Raw genomic sequence first — 16,097 nt, 5'->3', positions numbered from 1 at the left:
CACATGTTCTTGAGAAGCTATGCCGCGATATTCCTGATAGCAGGGCTGATTGTCACACTGCCTGCAAAGGCGCAGCCATCACCCGCCTGGAATTCGGCCGATATAAAATTACAGCTCAGAAAGCTGGACACGCTGGGGAGCGTATTATATGTTGCTGCACATCCTGATGACGAAAATACCCGTCTGTTGGGCTATCTGGCAAAGGAGAAGTTATACCGCACCGGTTATTTGTCGCTCACTCGTGGTGACGGCGGACAGAATCTGGTAGGAGATGAGCAGTCTGAACTGCTAGGGCTTATCCGCACCCAGGAGTTGTTGGCCGCACGCCGTATTGACGGGGCAGAGCAGTTCTTCACCCGTGCACAGGACTTCGGTTTTTCGAAGAACCCTGATGAGACATTTACCATCTGGGATAAAGAAAGGATTCTGGGAGACGTGGTGTGGATGATCAGGAAGTTTCAGCCGGATGTAATCACCTGCCGTTTCCCGGCTGATAGCAGAGCAGGACACGGACATCATACGGCATCTGCTATGCTCGCCGCGGAAGCATTTACGGCGGCGGTAGATCCCAGACGCTTTCCGGAGCAGCTGCAATATGTGCAGCCCTGGCAGGCCAAAAGGATATTATGGAATACCTTCAACTTCGGTGGAGCCAACACCACTTCGGAAGATCAGTTTAAAATAGATGTAGGCGCCTACAATTTCCTGTTAGGGAAAGGGTATGGGGAGATTGCCGCTGAAAGCCGGTCCCAGCATAAGAGCCAGGGTTTCGGAGTGCCTGCGGGCCGTGGCAGCAGCATGGAATATTTTACTACTATTAAAGGAGATACGCCGCAACGCAGCCTGATGGATGGCGTAAATACCGGCTGGTCACGCATTCCGGGCGGTGCTGCCATCGGTGCTATGATCGATAAGGCATTGCAGACATATAACATCGACGATCCTGCTGCTTCTGTTCCTGCATTGCTGGATATTCGTAAAGCCATGCAGGCTTTGCCCGCCGGATACTGGCGCAACCTCAAATTGAAGGAAACCGAACAGCTGATATATGCCTGTGCAGGTTTGTGGGCAGAGGCTTACAGCACTACGCCACATGTGTCGCCTGGTCATAATATGGAGGCGGTTCTGCAGGTGATCAACCGCGGCAATGTGCCTGTTACATTGGAAAGCATTGATCTTCCCGGTAAAAACAGTATCAGCGCTGGTCAGCAGTTGTCTTTCAATAAACTGTTTTCACAAAATAAATCTTTCCCGGTTCTGGCAGCTGTGCCGGAGTCGCAGCCCTACTGGCTGAAGGAAGAACATCCGGTAGGCATGTATCGCGTAGATGATCCGCTGCTGGTAGGTAATCCGGAAAATATACCCGCCTTACATGCGGTGTTCAGGGTGAAAATGGGCGGTCAGGATTTTGAGATCATCCGCCCTTTGCAATATAAATATACCGATCCTGTAAAGGGAGAGTTGTACCAGCCACTGGTGATCGTGCCGCCGGTAGTGGCGTCTTTGAACAACCAGGTGTTCATCTTCACCGATAATAGACCGCAGACAGTACCTGTAAAGATAAAGGCGATGGTGGACGATGCCGCCGGCACCGTGAAACTGCAACTGCCGAAAGGCTTCACCGCGAAGGAAAATGGCCTGCCTTTCCAGCTCAGACAGAAAGGCGATGAAGCAGAAGTACGCTTCACCATCAGCCCGGTGAAGGCTGCACAGGCTAACCATGTGGATACATTCACGGTGGTGATGAACTGTAACGGTAAAGACTATACGGAAAGCATCCGCGAGATCCGCTACGACCATATCCCCCTGATCACTTTGTTCCCGCCGGCTGCAGCCAGGCTGGTAACAGTAGATCTGAAGCATAACGGCAACCGGCTGGGATACATACCCGGAGCCGGCGATATGGTGGCGGCATCCCTGCGTCAGGTAGGCTACGATGTGACCGAACTGGGAGAGAAGGAGATTATGGGCGGTCAGTTACAACAATACGATGCTATCATTGCCGGTGTGCGGGCATATAACGTTAACGCACGTATGAAATACTGGCAGCCTCGCTTGCTGGATTATGTGAAGAACGGTGGCACATTCGTTGTGCAGTATAACGTCAGCAGCCCGCTGGTGACAACAGATCTTGGTCCGTTCCCGTTCACGCTCTCCCGCGACAGGGTTACAGATGAAAATGCTGCTGTAGGGTTCATTGATCAGAAAGACCCGGTACTGCATTATCCAAACAATATCACTAACACAGATTTCAATGGCTGGGTACAGGAACGTGGCCTGTATTTCCCTGCCAACGCCGACAAATCATACCGTAAACTTTTTACCATGCACGATAAGGGAGAGTCGCCCATGGATGAATCTACCCTCATCGCGCAATATGGCAAAGGCAGATACGTTTATACTGGTTTATCTTTCTTCAGGCAGTTGCCTGCAGGTGTGCCGGGCGCATACCGTTTATTTGTAAACCTGATATCTGCTAAATAGTGTAAGTGCACATGAGTAATAAACACAAACAAAATCGTCCCCGGCTGAGGATAGCAGCTATATTCTGTATCCTCCTGGGGCTGTTCATAGGATTTGAGATAAAGAAGGTGCACATCGGATTGCTGATAGGCATCGGACTGGGGCTGCTCACCGGCAGCATGTGGACCAAAAGCAGCTCAGAGGATTAACACTGGAGTTGATTAACATTATTCATAGACCTGTAATCTCCGTTGCTGCATGACAGAAAAAGAACTGCATGAAGAGAAACCGCCATTGCTCCCATCATGGGGGTATTGGTATGTATTGGTAGTAATCTGGTTGTTACTGCTGATCGTGCTTTTCTATTTATTTACCAAAACGTTTTCATGAGCGCATTAGACTGGATCGTACTGATAGCAACATTGACGATCATTATTCTGTATGGTATATGGAAAAGCCGTGGAAAGCAGAATATGGAAAGTTATTTCCTCGGCAACCAGTCCATGCCCTGGTATATTGTACTGCTGTCTATTATCGGTACACAGGCCAGCGCCATTACCTTTATCTCAGCTCCCGGTCAGGCCTATACTGACGGGATGCGCTTTGTGCAATATTACTTCGGCCTGCCATTGGCTATGGTGGTGCTATGTATAACGTTTGTTCCCATATTTCATAAACTGAAAGTATATACCGCCTACGAATTTCTGGAACAACGCTTTGACCTGAAAACACGAACACTCACTGCTTCGTTATTTCTCATTCAGCGTGGCCTGTCTACCGGTATCAGCATCTGCGCACCTTCCATTATTTTGTCCTCTCTGCTGGGCTGGAATCTCTACTGGACCAATATGATCATGGGCGGCTTGCTGATCATCTATACGGTAGCCGGTGGCACCCGTGCAGTGGCTTATACACAGACTTTACAGCTTGCCATCATCTTCGGGGGAATGTTCCTGGCCGGATGGATGGTCATCCATCTGCTGCCGCCGGATATCAGGCTGAAAGAGGCTTTGCAGGTCTCAGGCAAAATGAACAAACTGAATGTAATTGTTACGAAGTTCGACTGGAACGATAAATACAATATCTGGAGCGGCCTGATAGGTGGTTTCTTCCTGGCGCTGTCTTATTTCGGTACGGATCAGTCTCAGGTAGGCCGTTACCTGACAGCAAAGTCTGTGAAGGAAAGCCGCATAGGATTGCTCATGAATGGCTTCGTAAAGGTTCCGATGCAGTTTCTCATATTGCTGATTGGTGCATTGGTGTTTGTGTTCTATCTCTACTTTCGCGCGCCGGTGTTCTTCAATAAGGCAGAATTGGCGAGGGTGCATGCAACTACCCACGGCCCTGCGTTGCAGCAGTTGGAGAATAAGTATGAGGCGTTGGGTGATATTAAAAGACAACAGGTGAAAGATCTGGCAGCTGCTATAGAAGCGGGGAATCCCACCCGTGTTGAAACAGCCCGCACCGCGCTGCAGATAACCGAGAATAATGCGAATGCAGTAAGACAGGAAGTGGTATCCCTTATCAAGACTGCTGATCCCGCCGGTGATGCCAGTGATACTAATTATATCTTCCTCCATTTTGTGGTGAACAGCCTGCCGAAAGGATTGGTAGGTTTACTGATCGCTATCATTTTCCTGGCTGCATGGGGCAGTATTGCCGCGGCCTTGAATTCACTCGCGTCCGCAACGGTGATTGATGTATATAAACGATTATACAATGACAATGCAGCACCAGAGCACTACCTGCGTGTTTCCCGGCTGTGGACATTACTCTGGGGCGTTTTTTGCATTGTGGTAGCCCAGTTTGCGAGTGGCCTGGGCAGTCTGATTGAAGTGGTAAATGTGCTGGGATCGTGGTTCTATGGTGTAACCCTGGGAATATTCATGGTGGCTTTCTACCTGAAACGTGTGGGTGGGACGGCTACTTTCTGGGCGGCAATTGCGGCCGAAGCTGTAGTGTTAGCCATGTACTGGGCGGAAAAGGTTTCCTTCCTCTGGCTCAATGCAATTGGTTGTCTGCTGGTACTTTTATTTGCCCTGATACTTCAGCCTTTGGTGAGAAGGAGATAGCTTTTAGCCTTTAGCACATGAAAGCTAAAGGCTAAAAGCTGGTAACTGACTGACTTACTTCAGCGTTGCCAGTAATTTTTTATTCAACGCAACATAGTCATCGTTCTTCGCAGCAGTTGCCAGTTCTATGGATTTCTGCGCAGATTCTTTTGCTACTTTTACATCCTTGGCCTTTGCATGCATTCTGGCTTTCTGGTACATTACCCAGAAGGCGTCAGGGTTCTGTTCTGCAGCTTTATCGATCCACTCAATGGCCTGTTTCTGGTCCTTACCACTTTCGAAATAATACATAGCAGCCTGGAAGTAGGGCTTTTTATCGCCTTTCATTGCTTCCTCGATCTGTGCCGTGACTTTGCCGTCAATATCTGCAGTGATCGTTACTGGCACTTTGGTTTTATCCCAGCTAATGGCCAGTGTCATGGAAGAGGGCTGTATGTTCTCAAAGTCAATAGTGAAGCTCTCCTGGGAGAATGGCGCCGCAACGGGTATTACATTCACGCGCGCTATATCGTTCTCCTGCTTGTACATAGAAGGGCTGCTTACATCCAGGCTACTGGTGAGAATCACTGTCCATTGCTTCGGGCCAGGGATGGTCAGCAGTCCATATTTACCTGCTTTTACAGGTTTGCCGCCGAAGTTTATATCTTCTCCGAAAGTGATAACAGTAGCGGAGTTGGCGCCCGTTCTCCATACTTTGTTATAGGGGACGAGGTCACCGAAGATTACCCTGCCTTTCTTCATTGGGCGGGAGTAAGTGAGCTCCACGTTAGACAGGGCAAAGTCCTGTTTGATAGTCTGGCCGGGGCTGGGCGCGGGCATTTTAATGCCTTGCGCGAGTGCAGAGCCGGCGTATAAAAGAAGCATGGCGCCTGCAGTGGCGGCGAAAGTTCTGAGTGTTCTCATATCGGGTGATAATTGGTGGCAATGTAGGGAATGGCGAAGATGCTACTCAATCAAGCCATTTCTGAATGCGTACAGTACAAGGCCAACGCTGTTCTTAACGTTGAGCTTTTCCAGTAACTTCTGGCGGATGCCCTCCACGGTGCGCGGACTGAGGAATATTTGCTCTGATATTTCCTGGGTGGTGTATTCGTTACAGATCAGCTTCAATACTTCCTGTTCGCGGTCATTGAGCTGTACTTCGTTTTTCAGTGTCGGTTTGAACTGCTGTTTGTTTTTATGTAATACTTTTTTCAGCAGTGCGAGGTTTACATTTTCATTAAAGTAAAACCCTTTGTCATAAGTAGTGCAGATGGCTTCATAGATCTCTTCCGGTTCTGCATTTTTCAGCAGGTAAGCATTAGCTCCATTCTCGACAAGGTGCACAATAAAATTATCGTCCTCGTACATCGTGAGGATAATAACTTTCACGTCCGGGTATTTTTCTTTCACCTTGATCGTGGCTTCGATACCATCCATGTTGGGCATTTTCAGATCCATGAGAATAACATCAGGTAGCTGTTGTTCCATGCTCTGAAGTAAATGAAATCCATCATCCGCTTCAAACACGAAACGGATATTTTCATATGGAACCAATGTATTGATCACTCCACTGCGGAAGATTTTGTGATCGTCCGCAATTGCCACTTTAATGTGAGCCATAGATGGACAGTTTATAGAGAGTTTATATTATTTTATTGTGAATAAACGATTGCCGGTCATGTTGTTAACTGCTACAACTTAATCGGACGGCAATTTAGTAATAAAACAACATAGTCTTAACTATTCTGTGCAGGAAGTTGATAATTTTCTACATTGATGGTAGCTATTGTTCCATTGGGCTTTCTCTTTGTGAAGGTAATACTTCCGCCGATAATATTGAGGCGGCTTTCGATATTCTTAAGGCCAAGGCTTCCGGATTTCTTGCGTGAATCTTCCAGGGATTGCAGCAGGGCTTCGTTTCCGTCATCTTCAACGGTGACGGTAAGCAGGGAAGGAGTTGTCTGGTAAGTGATCAGCACTTCCGCGGCCTGTGCATGTTTGAGGATGTTGTTGATCAGCTCCTGCACCACGCGGTATACATTCAGCGCTTTTTCCATATCTACGGTTTGCCCGTTGCCACCACGGCGGAAAGCGATCTTCACCTCCTTGTTCTTGTTGATCAGGTTACAGAACGAGTCCAGCGCATGCGCTAGGCCAAGGTTTTCCAGGGCCTGCGGATGGAGGCTTTGGGAGATGAAGCGTAATTGCTGTATGATGGTGTCTGTAAACTCTTTGGTTTCCTTCAGGCGCTCCGTTTCTCCGTTACCGGTTTTCAGTAAAGGCTGAAGGCTGCCGAGATTCAGCTTCAGTACGGAGAGTTGGGCGCCTACTTCATCGTGCAGGTCTTCTGCAATACGTTTTCTTTCCTGCTCCTGTCCTTGTAAGACAGCAATCAGGCGTTCCCGCTGCAGTTGGAGATCCTTGTCTCTGAGAATAAGCTTATGCTGAATTACCTGTTTCTGTTGCAATATCACCAGCGAAATCACGATTACTCCCAGAATTAACATTACTGTAGAGCCGATTACAATAATATCAACTAGCTGCATATCTCGACTTTTTATATTTAGTGAGACCAATATACAGCAGAATCATCGTAATTGTAGCTACTATATAATTCGTAGAAAGAATGATCCTGATTACAGGGAACCTACCCACTTTCGATCCTTGTACCAGGTTATAGCTGATGGTAAAGAAAAAAGACGTACAGGAATAAAGGAATATACCGGCATTATACCAGAATGTATGCAGGCTATTAATATAAATTGATCTTTCAAGTAATGATTTGTCCTGCAGAAGCTGTAAAAAATAAATAGCTCCATAGGCGAGGATTACAATGGATTTGAAGCCGGCAGAAATAGAGTTATAGGATTTGATGCCTTCCAGTTTAAAGATATCCAGTGAAAAGATCACCAGCATCACAAACGGCATAAATTTTATGAAGGATCGGATAGCGGGGTTCTTGATGCAGTACCAGTAAAACGCGGACAGTATCCCGAATTGTATTACATGCATCATGCTGAAAAACCACATATTGTTGCCAAATATCTTGTTGATGGTCCATGATCCGGTGGCAAATACAACACTACATATTACGTAGGCGAAGATCCATTTACTTGGGGCATCCAGTGACTTGAAGTTAGTTATGAAGGGGATCATAACTAATAGTTCGATCCCCGTCATAACAGTATAACAAGTCCAATAATACAGGTCTAAATTCACGTTGTTTTTTTATAAATATTAGTTTTCTGCTTTTGTACCTTCTCCGCCGCTGCAATAATCCGGACAAGGGTGACCATCGTCCAGTATCATCGCTCGTGATGCTGACATGCTTTTGGCTACGGAGCCGGTATGTTTGTCTACTGGCGGAGGGAGAATATCATTACCATTTTTATCCACAGCAACTAGTACCATCTTTTTTTCTTTGATACCATCGTTGTCTGTGTCAATCTTAAGACCGTAATAGATTCTTACGGCAACACAATCAGGGTGACTCAACAGCTGAATGATTTTGTCTTTTCCAAAGCACATCGCTTTTACATGTCCCTTAAAGGACTTCTGGTTCTGAACGGCATGCTCATCATCATAATTTTTGGTGAGGAGATCCATTTCTTCTCTGGAAATGAAGCCGCCCGCATCGGAAGGTATCGGCCTCTTTGCATAATCGCTCATAGTGGGTAGTTTTAATTTGGAGGTAAAATTATTATAAATTAACACTCCTGCAATAGTACGGTTGTGGGACTGCAGTGGTCCTGGTTATTTTCATTGCGCTATGATGTTGTATGGTGGCCGGTTATAGGCTGTTTTAAGTTATCTTGCTGAAGTGTATTATCCGTAACTGTCACTGAAATTTGCGTATTTATACGCACAATAGATCGTCACATTTTCGTTAATTTAACACGCATTTCTATTCCCCGATTTTAAACCCTCTTAATATCACATGTATGTTAATGAACCCAGTAATCTCCCGGAAACCGGCCATAGCTGAAGATACCGGCTATAGCATCACGTTACAACAATCTCTCGATATGACCCAGGGCTGGCAGCAGCAATACCCGGATGCGGTCCGTTCCTTTATGTATGGCCGCCGGGTATTTGAACAACTGCTGAATGTACCTGGCTGCGAAAGCATACGCATATTCAATGGTATCAATCAGGAAAATAAGCAGGCACTCATATTTGTCGCAGTTAATGACAAAGGCGGTAACATCCTGTCTTACTTTCTGAGTAACGAAGAAGGGCTCTTTAAAGCAGAAGCTCCTATTCTCGATGGTGGCATTCCCTGCCCGCCAATATGTCCGGCCGATCCCTTCGCCGTTTATCCCCAGCCCGTGATAAAATCAAGGAAGTCAACCGGCTTCCCTGAAGTAAGTGGCATCGGTACCTTCATTTCCCTGAACGAAGCCCGCCAGATGATCCATACCTGGCAACACCAGCAGCCGGAAGGCGTAAAGTCTGTCCTGTTCGGAAGACACGCTTTCGATGCCATGCTCACCACGCCGGATTGTGACGGCGTCTGCGTTTTCAATGCACTCGATGAACAACAGTCACACTCATTTATATTGCTGGCTGTAAACAGATGCGCACAAAGCCTGCATGCTATTATAGAAGGTGAAGAAGCCGGCCCCGGCCCGATAGGTGGAGGGAGACCCTGCCCGCCTTCCAGCCAGGATGCCGCACAGGATCTGTCTGATCTATAATCCATCTATACCCAGGGAGCGCCCTGTCTCCGGGCGCTCTTCCATTATGTTACATCTGTTACAAATACAAGACTGTCACCACCTTCCCGTATTTTCTTCGGGGAAATGCGTATTTCTACGCATTATTTTTTTTCAGTTCTCCAACGCTTGTCTCCGGAAAATTTCTTCCCAATCTTTGCATCAACAAATCGTCGATGATCAGTTGAACTGTCAGCCTGGATCAATATTCATCAGCACGCAGGGCCTTTCTACCTTGTTTGTTTTTAGGAAATGTTATGCAGAGAATTGTACCGCTACATCCGGCGGACGTGTAGGGCGAACTCGTTAACCCCTTATTTTTTCACTGAAAAAATTAACACCAATGAGTTACCTGTTAATCGGAAATATCTCTGCACTGATCTGTGATGATTGTATCGAGCCGCTTGCAAATGCGAGGATAAGAATATACCTGCCTGACGACCGGCAGAAGAATGAGAATGTTTTTAATGACCTGCGCCCGCTGTCAGCCAGGGAGGTACTCATGAAGGCAGACCGATTGCTGGCGCAGACAACACTGGACGAACACGGCAATTTCAGCTTGTCATGGGAAGAGAGTCACCTGTTTACAGAACCGCTGGACCTGGATCTGTGCCTTGATAATATGCCCGGCAAAAAAGGCAAGCAACAACCGCGCAATTATCACCTCAGCCGGATGGTACTGCCCTGGAAACGCAGCCGTAATGGCTATCTGAGCGCTTACGCTTACGTAGTACCCTCTGAAACCTGGAATGTGCTATGTGGAAATGCAGGCGTATGGGTCATTACCGGACTGGTCAAACCACAGGGCGCTGTAAACACGCCGTCACAACTGAAAGTGGAAGCCTTCAATGCGGCCACCGGCCACAAAATAGGGCAGGCTTTTACCAACGAAAATGGCAGGTACATGATGCGCTTCTCAGGTATGGATCTTTATGGTAGCGCCGAAAGATACGCAGAAATTGGCCCCGATGTCTACTTTAAAATCTATAGGGATAATTATATTATCTGGGAAGAAAATGAACAGCATGCCGCTGCAAATGACAGGCGGAACCTTGCGCCCTGTAGCTGTCATCATATTATATATAAGTCATCCATTGTGAAACGGGCGTCTGAACATCTTTATTACTGGCTTAATGGAATAGCTGTTGTTTCCGGAATACGTCGCAGGAAACAGGAAGTATACAGCCTGCGTTACCGGCATCATATTGCCGGCAAAGAGCAACAGCAAGCCTGATATTTTTTCGAATCCCCCTCCATGTTTGCTCCCCGCAATATTTAAAACTCCCCCTGTTTGTACACCCCCAAACAATCAGGTAAAACAGCCGCCATCTTCGGTGGCTGTTTCTTTTTCCCGTAAAGGCACGGGTTTCCCGCAAAGGTGCAAAGGAAGCAAAGAAGCAAAGAAGCAAAGAAGCAAAGGGCATTTTTAAGTTTATTAAGACTATTTAATAGTACCTGACGGTGTTTACGGACTATCAAAAAGTTCTTTGCCAACTTAAAAATACCCTTTGCTTCTTTGCTTCCTTTGCACCTTTGCGAGAAACTAAAACCGCGGGTGAAACCTCGCCAGCGTATCGCGCAGGTATTCTCTGTCGAGATGTGTATAGATCTCCGTAGTGGTGATGCTTTCATGCCCCAGCATTTCCTGTACGGCGCGCAGGTCAGCACCGCCTTCCACCAGGTGTGTAGCAAAGGAATGACGAAAGGTATGTGGCGACACATTCTTAACAATACCAGCTTTCTGCGCCAGGTCCTTGATGACAAGGAAAATCATTACACGGCTCAGCTGCCCGCCCCGGCGGTTAAGAAACAAGGTATCTTCCTGGCCGTGCTTAACGGGCATGTGTATACGAACATGTTGCCGGTAAAGATGTATCTGCTGCATCGCATCCCGTCCAATGGGTACCAGCCGCTCTTTATCGCCTTTCCCTATTATGCGGATAAAACCCACATCCATATGTAGCTGTGTGATCTGCAGGTTAATCACTTCGCTCACGCGGAGCCCGCAGCTATACATCGTTTCCAGGATGGCCTTGTTGCGGTGTCCTTCCGGCGTATCCAGCGGAATCTGCGCAATGATCTTTTCTATTTCTTCAAAGGTGAGCACATCCGGTAGCTTGCGTTCCAGCTTGGGCGCCTCCAGCAGCTGTGTGGGATCTTCTTTTGTCATGTCTTCCAGTAACAGGAACTTATAGAATGCCTTGATACCGGAAATGGTCCGCGCTTGCGAACTGGCAGTCATCCCCAGTTTGGCAATCCATTGTACACATCCCTGTAACTCCGCCAGCGTAATGTCCTGCGGGCGCAGTTTCTCTTGTCCATGGGCCTGCAGGTATTGCTCCAGCTTTTCGACGTCCCTTAAATATGCTTCGATGGAATGGTCAGACATGGACCGTTCCAATTTTAAATAACCTTTAAATAGTTTCCTGAATGATGCCCACATAACTGGCAAGTTAAAAGTTTTACACTATTTTTAATGAATAACGCCATATCGATCTTACTTAATCCTGAATCAATCTTAATCCTAAATCAATCATCAACCGGCCATGACGTTACAGACACCCAAAAAGATCACGAAGCTTCTGGTGGCCAATCGCGGTGAAATTGCCGTACGCGTATTGAGAGCTGCTGCAGAATTACGCATCCGTACGATAGCGGTATTTACTTATGAAGACCGCTACTCACTTCATCGCTATAAGGCAGACGAGGCCTACCAGATCGGAAAAGACGACGACCCCCTCAAACCCTACCTGGATGTGGAAGCGATCATCCATCTTGCAAAAACACAGCAGGTGGATGCTATTCATCCCGGCTACGGCTTCCTGAGCGAGAATGTACATTTCGCTACCCGCTGCCGCGAAGAAGGCATCATCTTCGTGGGGCCCTCTCCCGAGATCATGGCGCAACTGGGAGATAAAGTGGCCGCCAAAGCCATCGCCCGCGAAGCAGAAGTACCGCTTATTGAAGACAGTCGCGTGCCGCTCAAAGATGTCGACACTGTCATGGCGGAAGCAAATCGTATAGGTTTCCCCGTTATGCTAAAGGCCGCCGCCGGTGGCGGGGGCAGAGGCATGCGTATGGTGGCGGGTAATGAGGAGTTGGAACGGGCTTTCCTGGAAGCGCGCAGTGAAGCCGCCAAAGCCTTCGGCGATGATACCATATTCATAGAAAAATTTATAGAAGAACCCAAACATATTGAAGTACAGCTGATGGGCGATCAGCATGGCAATATTGTCCACCTCTACGAACGCGACTGCTCCGTACAGCGGCGTTTCCAGAAAGTGGTGGAGATCGCCCCTTCCCCCAATCTGCCCGAACATACACGGGAAAGACTATACGAATATGCGCTGCGCCTTGCCCGCAAAGTGAACTTCAATAACGTGGGCACAGTGGAGTTCCTGGTAGACAGATCCAACCATATCTATTTTATAGAGGTTAATCCACGCATACAGGTAGAACACACCGTGACGGAAGAAGTGACCGGCATCGACATCGTACGGTCGCAGATCCTCATTGCCCAGGGGCATAAGCTCTCTGATCCGGAGATATTCCTGAAAGACCAGAGTGATGTGCACCTGAATGGCTTCGCCATCCAATGCCGTATCACAACAGAAGACCCGGAGAATAGCTTCAAACCCGACTACGGTACCGTGATCGCCTACCGTAACGCCGGTGGGTTTGGTATCCGTCTCGATGAAGGCAGCACTTATTCCGGTGTGAAAATATCACCGTTCTTTGACTCGATGCTGGTGAAAGTAACCGCCTGGGGCCGTACGCTCTCCGGCGCCATTGGCCGTATGCATCGCACGCTGCGCGAGTTCCGCATCCGCGGTGTCAAAACAAATATCCGGTTCCTGGAGAATGTAATCACACACGATATCTTTCGTAAGGGTAACTGCACAGTGGCATTCATCGATAAGCATCCTGAGCTGTTCCGGCTCTCGCAAATCCGTGACCGTGGCACCAAAACGCTGCTGTACCTCGCGGACGTAACCGTGAACGGGCATCCCGATGTGAAGGAACCAGACCCGCGGCATCGTTTCCGCAATCCGGTAGTCCCTTTCAACGATCCGGTAAAGGAGTTTCCGGAAGGCAGCAAGGACCGCCTGGAGAAAATGGGCCGTGAGCGGTTTGTACAATGGCTGCGGGACGAAACTCCTGTACATTTTACCGATACAACTTTCCGTGATGCGCATCAGAGCCTGCTGGCCACCCGCGTGCGTACCAAAGATATGCTGGCGGTAGCCGAAGGATACGTCAAGAACAACCCTGAGATATTTTCAATGGAAGTATGGGGCGGAGCCACGTTTGATGTGGCCATGCGTTTCCTGCATGAATGTCCCTGGCGCCGGCTGCAGCAGATGCGCAAAGCTATGCCCAACATGTTACTCCAGATGCTTTTCCGCGGTTCCAATGCCGTGGGCTACTCTGCCTATCCGGAAAACCTGATCGCTGAATTTATAGAGAAAGCATGGGAGAACGGGATTGATGTTTTCCGCATCTTTGATTCGCTCAACTGGGTGGAGGCAATGGAGCCAAGTATCCGCTTTGTACGCGAGCGTACAAATGCACTCGCTCAGGCAGCCATCAGTTATACCGGCGATGTGTTGCGGCCTGGCGGTAATAAATATACGTTACAGTATTATATAGAGCTTGCCCGCAGACTGGAAGATGCCGGTGCGCATATGCTGGCTCTGAAAGATATGGCCGGGCTGCTGAAACCGGAAGCCGCTGCGGTGCTGATTCCTGCTTTGAGGGAGGCGGTGAAACTGCCCATCGTGCTGCATACGCATGATACCTCCGGTATCCAGTCGGCCACTTACCTGAAAGCCATAGAGTCCGGTGTGAATGTGGTGGACTGTGCCATTGCATCAGTGAGCGGACTTACCTCTCAGCCCAACCTCAATTCACTGGTGGCTATATTGCAGGACCATCCACGGGGACAGAAAATGAACCTCGCTTCATTGAATGAATACAGTAACTACTGGGAGGATGTAAGGGGATATTACTATCCGTTTGAATCAGATATGAAGGCGGGGACAGCCCAGGTATATGAAAACGAAATTCCAGGCGGGCAGTATTCCAACCTGCGCCAGCAGGCGGAATCACTCGGATTGGGCGACAAGCTCGAGCAGATCAAATCTAATTACGCGGTGGTGAACAAGCTGTTCGGCGACCTCGTGAAAGTAACCCCCAGCTCCAAAGTAGTGGGCGACATGGCACTGTTCATGACCAGCAACCAGCTAACGGCAGAAGACGTAATGGATGAAACGCGCAACCTGGCGTTCCCGGCATCCGTAAAGGGATTTTTCCGCGGTGAGCTGGGCGTCCCTTATGGCGGCTTCCCGGAAGCACTGCAGCGTATTGTCCTGAAAGGTGAACAACCTTTGCGTGGCAAACCGAACGAACATTTGCCGCCGGTTGATTTTGAGGCCGACTTTGCCGCGTTCCAGCAAAAGTATCCGCATGCAGAGTTCCTCGATTACCTGAGTTACCAGATGTTCCCGAAAGTATTTGATGAGTATTATCAGCATGCCATGATATATGGGAACGTGGAAGCGATACCAACGCCCGCGTTCTTCTACGGTCTGAAAATGGGAGAAGAGATTTTGATCACGCTGAGCAAGGGCAAGACCATTATCGTGAAGTTGCTGTACATACTGCCCGCCGACGAGAGCGGGATGCGTACAGTCGTGTTTGAGCTGAACGGTTATGCCCGCCGCGTGCAGGTAAGGGATGGAAGTGTGAAGAGTATTACGCCGGTAAACCGGAAGGTGACGAATCCTGAACTAGAAACAGGCGCACCATTGCAGGGCCGGTTGTCGAAGGTATTGGTGAAAGCTGGCGACAACGTAAAGGCAAACGCTCCGCTGTTTATTATTGAAGCAATGAAGATGGAAACAACCGTAACGGCTACACGAAAGGGGAACGTGAAAGCAGTGGTATTAAGCGAAGGAACAATGGTGCAACAGGACGATCTGGTGATAGAATTTGAAAAATAACCTTCTGTTGAAAGTAATGTGATAGGGTATGAGTATTAAATGATTGAAAATGAGTTCTTTGTTTTATTGGAGTTTGATGGCTTTCTGAGCACTGTATGACTGCTTTTAAGCAGTTTTAAGGCATGAAACAGGTTGAAAATGAAAGCGGTTTTGCCAGTGTGTCGCTTGTTGTGTGTCAAATGTCCGGTTGTTTGGACCGACAGTAAAGGAGAATGATGATAAAGTATATATAACCAGTACTTTATGATAAACAAAAAGCCGGTTGAATCTCAACCGGCTTCACAGATTTCATAATAAGCTGTACTAGAATTTTTCCAGTCCGCTGAAGAAGAAGTTACCTTCAATCTCAGCATTTTCGTCAGAGTCAGAACCGTGAACGGCGTTACGGCCAATTGACTCGGCGTATTTTTTACGGATAGTACCTTCTTCTGCATTAGCAGGGTTGGTAGCACCGATCAGTTTACGGAATTCTTCAACTGCGTTTTCTTTTTCCAGGATAGCTGCAACAATGTGACCGCTGCTCATGAATTCAACCAGTTCGCCATAGAATGGTCTTTCTTTATGCACAGCATAAAACTCACCTGCTTTTGCAGCAGACAGCTGTGTCATTTTCATGGCCACGATACGGAAGCCTGCCGCGTTGATCATGTTCAGGATGCCGCCAATATGCCCGTTTGCAACTGCATCAGGCTTAATCATTGTAAAGGTTCTGTTGCTCATATATGTATTGTTCCGAATTACAGATTAGGCCGCAAAAGTAATTACATTTTCTTTAGTGGTAAAAAATTTTGAAATTCTGGCTCAAATGAAGATCTTCGCACTTCATTTTCTGTCACAATCCATTGGTCGTGATATGATATTAC

Annotated in this window: 14 protein-coding genes; 7 read left to right on the top strand and 7 right to left on the bottom strand. The window is 47.9% G+C overall.

What is annotated here, in order from left to right; all coding sequences use genetic code 11:
* Window positions 1-3: 3 nt before the first annotated feature.
* The 4 genes from VM802_RS00705 to VM802_RS00690 are packed head-to-tail and all read left to right on the top strand — an operon-like array spanning window position 4 to window position 4,535.
* Window positions 4-2,484, top strand: a complete 2,481-nt coding sequence (locus tag VM802_RS00705; RefSeq protein WP_325526909.1) for a PIG-L family deacetylase — start codon at window positions 4-6, stop codon at window positions 2,482-2,484.
* Window positions 2,485-2,495: 11 nt separating this feature from the next.
* Complete coding sequence (locus tag VM802_RS00700) at window positions 2,496-2,672, top strand: hypothetical protein (protein ID WP_325526907.1); 177 nt, start codon at window positions 2,496-2,498, stop codon at window positions 2,670-2,672.
* Window positions 2,673-2,721: 49 nt separating this feature from the next.
* Complete coding sequence (locus VM802_RS00695; protein WP_325526905.1) at window positions 2,722-2,853, top strand: hypothetical protein; 132 nt, start codon at window positions 2,722-2,724, stop codon at window positions 2,851-2,853.
* The gene (locus VM802_RS00690) at window positions 2,850-4,535 is read left to right on the top strand and encodes a sodium:solute symporter family protein (protein ID WP_325526903.1); all 1,686 of its coding nucleotides are present in this window, start codon (window positions 2,850-2,852) and stop codon (window positions 4,533-4,535) included. The genes VM802_RS00695 and VM802_RS00690 overlap by 4 nt, the downstream gene beginning before the upstream one ends.
* A gap of 54 nt (window positions 4,536-4,589) precedes the next feature.
* On the opposite strand, the gene VM802_RS00685 is transcribed toward VM802_RS00690, so the two are convergent.
* The 5 genes from VM802_RS00685 to VM802_RS00665 all read right to left on the bottom strand — a co-directional run bounded on the left by VM802_RS00685 (window position 4,590) and on the right by VM802_RS00665 (window position 8,186).
* Window positions 4,590-5,438, bottom strand: a complete 849-nt coding sequence (locus VM802_RS00685; protein WP_325526901.1) for a DUF2911 domain-containing protein — start codon at window positions 5,436-5,438, stop codon at window positions 4,590-4,592.
* 42 nt (window positions 5,439-5,480) lie between these two features.
* Entirely contained in the window at window positions 5,481-6,137 is a 657-nt protein-coding gene (locus tag VM802_RS00680) for a response regulator (protein WP_325526899.1), read from the bottom strand.
* Between the two features lie 116 nt (window positions 6,138-6,253).
* A complete protein-coding gene (locus tag VM802_RS00675; RefSeq protein ID WP_325526897.1) occupies window positions 6,254-7,063 on the bottom strand; it encodes a sensor histidine kinase in 810 nt (269 codons plus the stop codon).
* A complete protein-coding gene (locus VM802_RS00670; protein WP_325526895.1) occupies window positions 7,050-7,673 on the bottom strand; it encodes a hypothetical protein in 624 nt (207 codons plus the stop codon). Before VM802_RS00670 ends, VM802_RS00675 begins: the two co-directional genes overlap by 14 nt.
* An 81-nt stretch (window positions 7,674-7,754) precedes the next feature.
* A complete protein-coding gene (locus VM802_RS00665; RefSeq protein WP_325526893.1) occupies window positions 7,755-8,186 on the bottom strand; it encodes a hypothetical protein in 432 nt (143 codons plus the stop codon).
* Window positions 8,187-8,458: 272 nt separating this feature from the next.
* Here VM802_RS00665 and VM802_RS00660 point away from each other — a divergent pair, with 272 nt between their 5' ends.
* Both VM802_RS00660 and VM802_RS00655 read left to right on the top strand, forming a co-directional pair.
* Window positions 8,459-9,214 (top strand): hypothetical protein, encoded by a 756-nt coding sequence (locus VM802_RS00660; protein WP_325526891.1) that lies wholly within the window; start codon window positions 8,459-8,461, stop codon window positions 9,212-9,214.
* 361 nt (window positions 9,215-9,575) lie between these two features.
* Window positions 9,576-10,466, top strand: a complete 891-nt coding sequence (locus tag VM802_RS00655; RefSeq protein WP_325526890.1) for a hypothetical protein — start codon at window positions 9,576-9,578, stop codon at window positions 10,464-10,466.
* Between the two features lie 309 nt (window positions 10,467-10,775).
* Here the strand turns inward: VM802_RS00655 and xerD are convergent, their stop codons facing one another.
* The gene (gene xerD / locus VM802_RS00650) at window positions 10,776-11,675 is read right to left on the bottom strand and encodes a site-specific tyrosine recombinase XerD (RefSeq protein WP_325526888.1); all 900 of its coding nucleotides are present in this window, start codon (window positions 11,673-11,675) and stop codon (window positions 10,776-10,778) included.
* Between the two features lie 103 nt (window positions 11,676-11,778).
* On the opposite strand from xerD, the gene VM802_RS00645 reads away from it, so the two are divergent.
* Window positions 11,779-15,234 (top strand): pyruvate carboxylase, encoded by a 3,456-nt coding sequence (locus VM802_RS00645; protein ID WP_325526886.1) that lies wholly within the window; start codon window positions 11,779-11,781, stop codon window positions 15,232-15,234.
* Window positions 15,235-15,537: 303 nt separating this feature from the next.
* Here the strand turns inward: VM802_RS00645 and VM802_RS00640 are convergent, their stop codons facing one another.
* A complete protein-coding gene (locus tag VM802_RS00640) occupies window positions 15,538-15,954 on the bottom strand; it encodes a nucleoside-diphosphate kinase (protein WP_325526884.1) in 417 nt (138 codons plus the stop codon).
* Between the last annotated feature and the right edge of the window lie 143 nt (window positions 15,955-16,097).

The sequence above is a fragment of the Chitinophaga sp. genome, assembly GCF_035538455.1.
Lineage (GTDB): Bacteria > Bacteroidota > Bacteroidia > Chitinophagales > Chitinophagaceae > Chitinophaga.
This window is presented reverse-complemented; position numbering and strand designations above follow the sequence as displayed.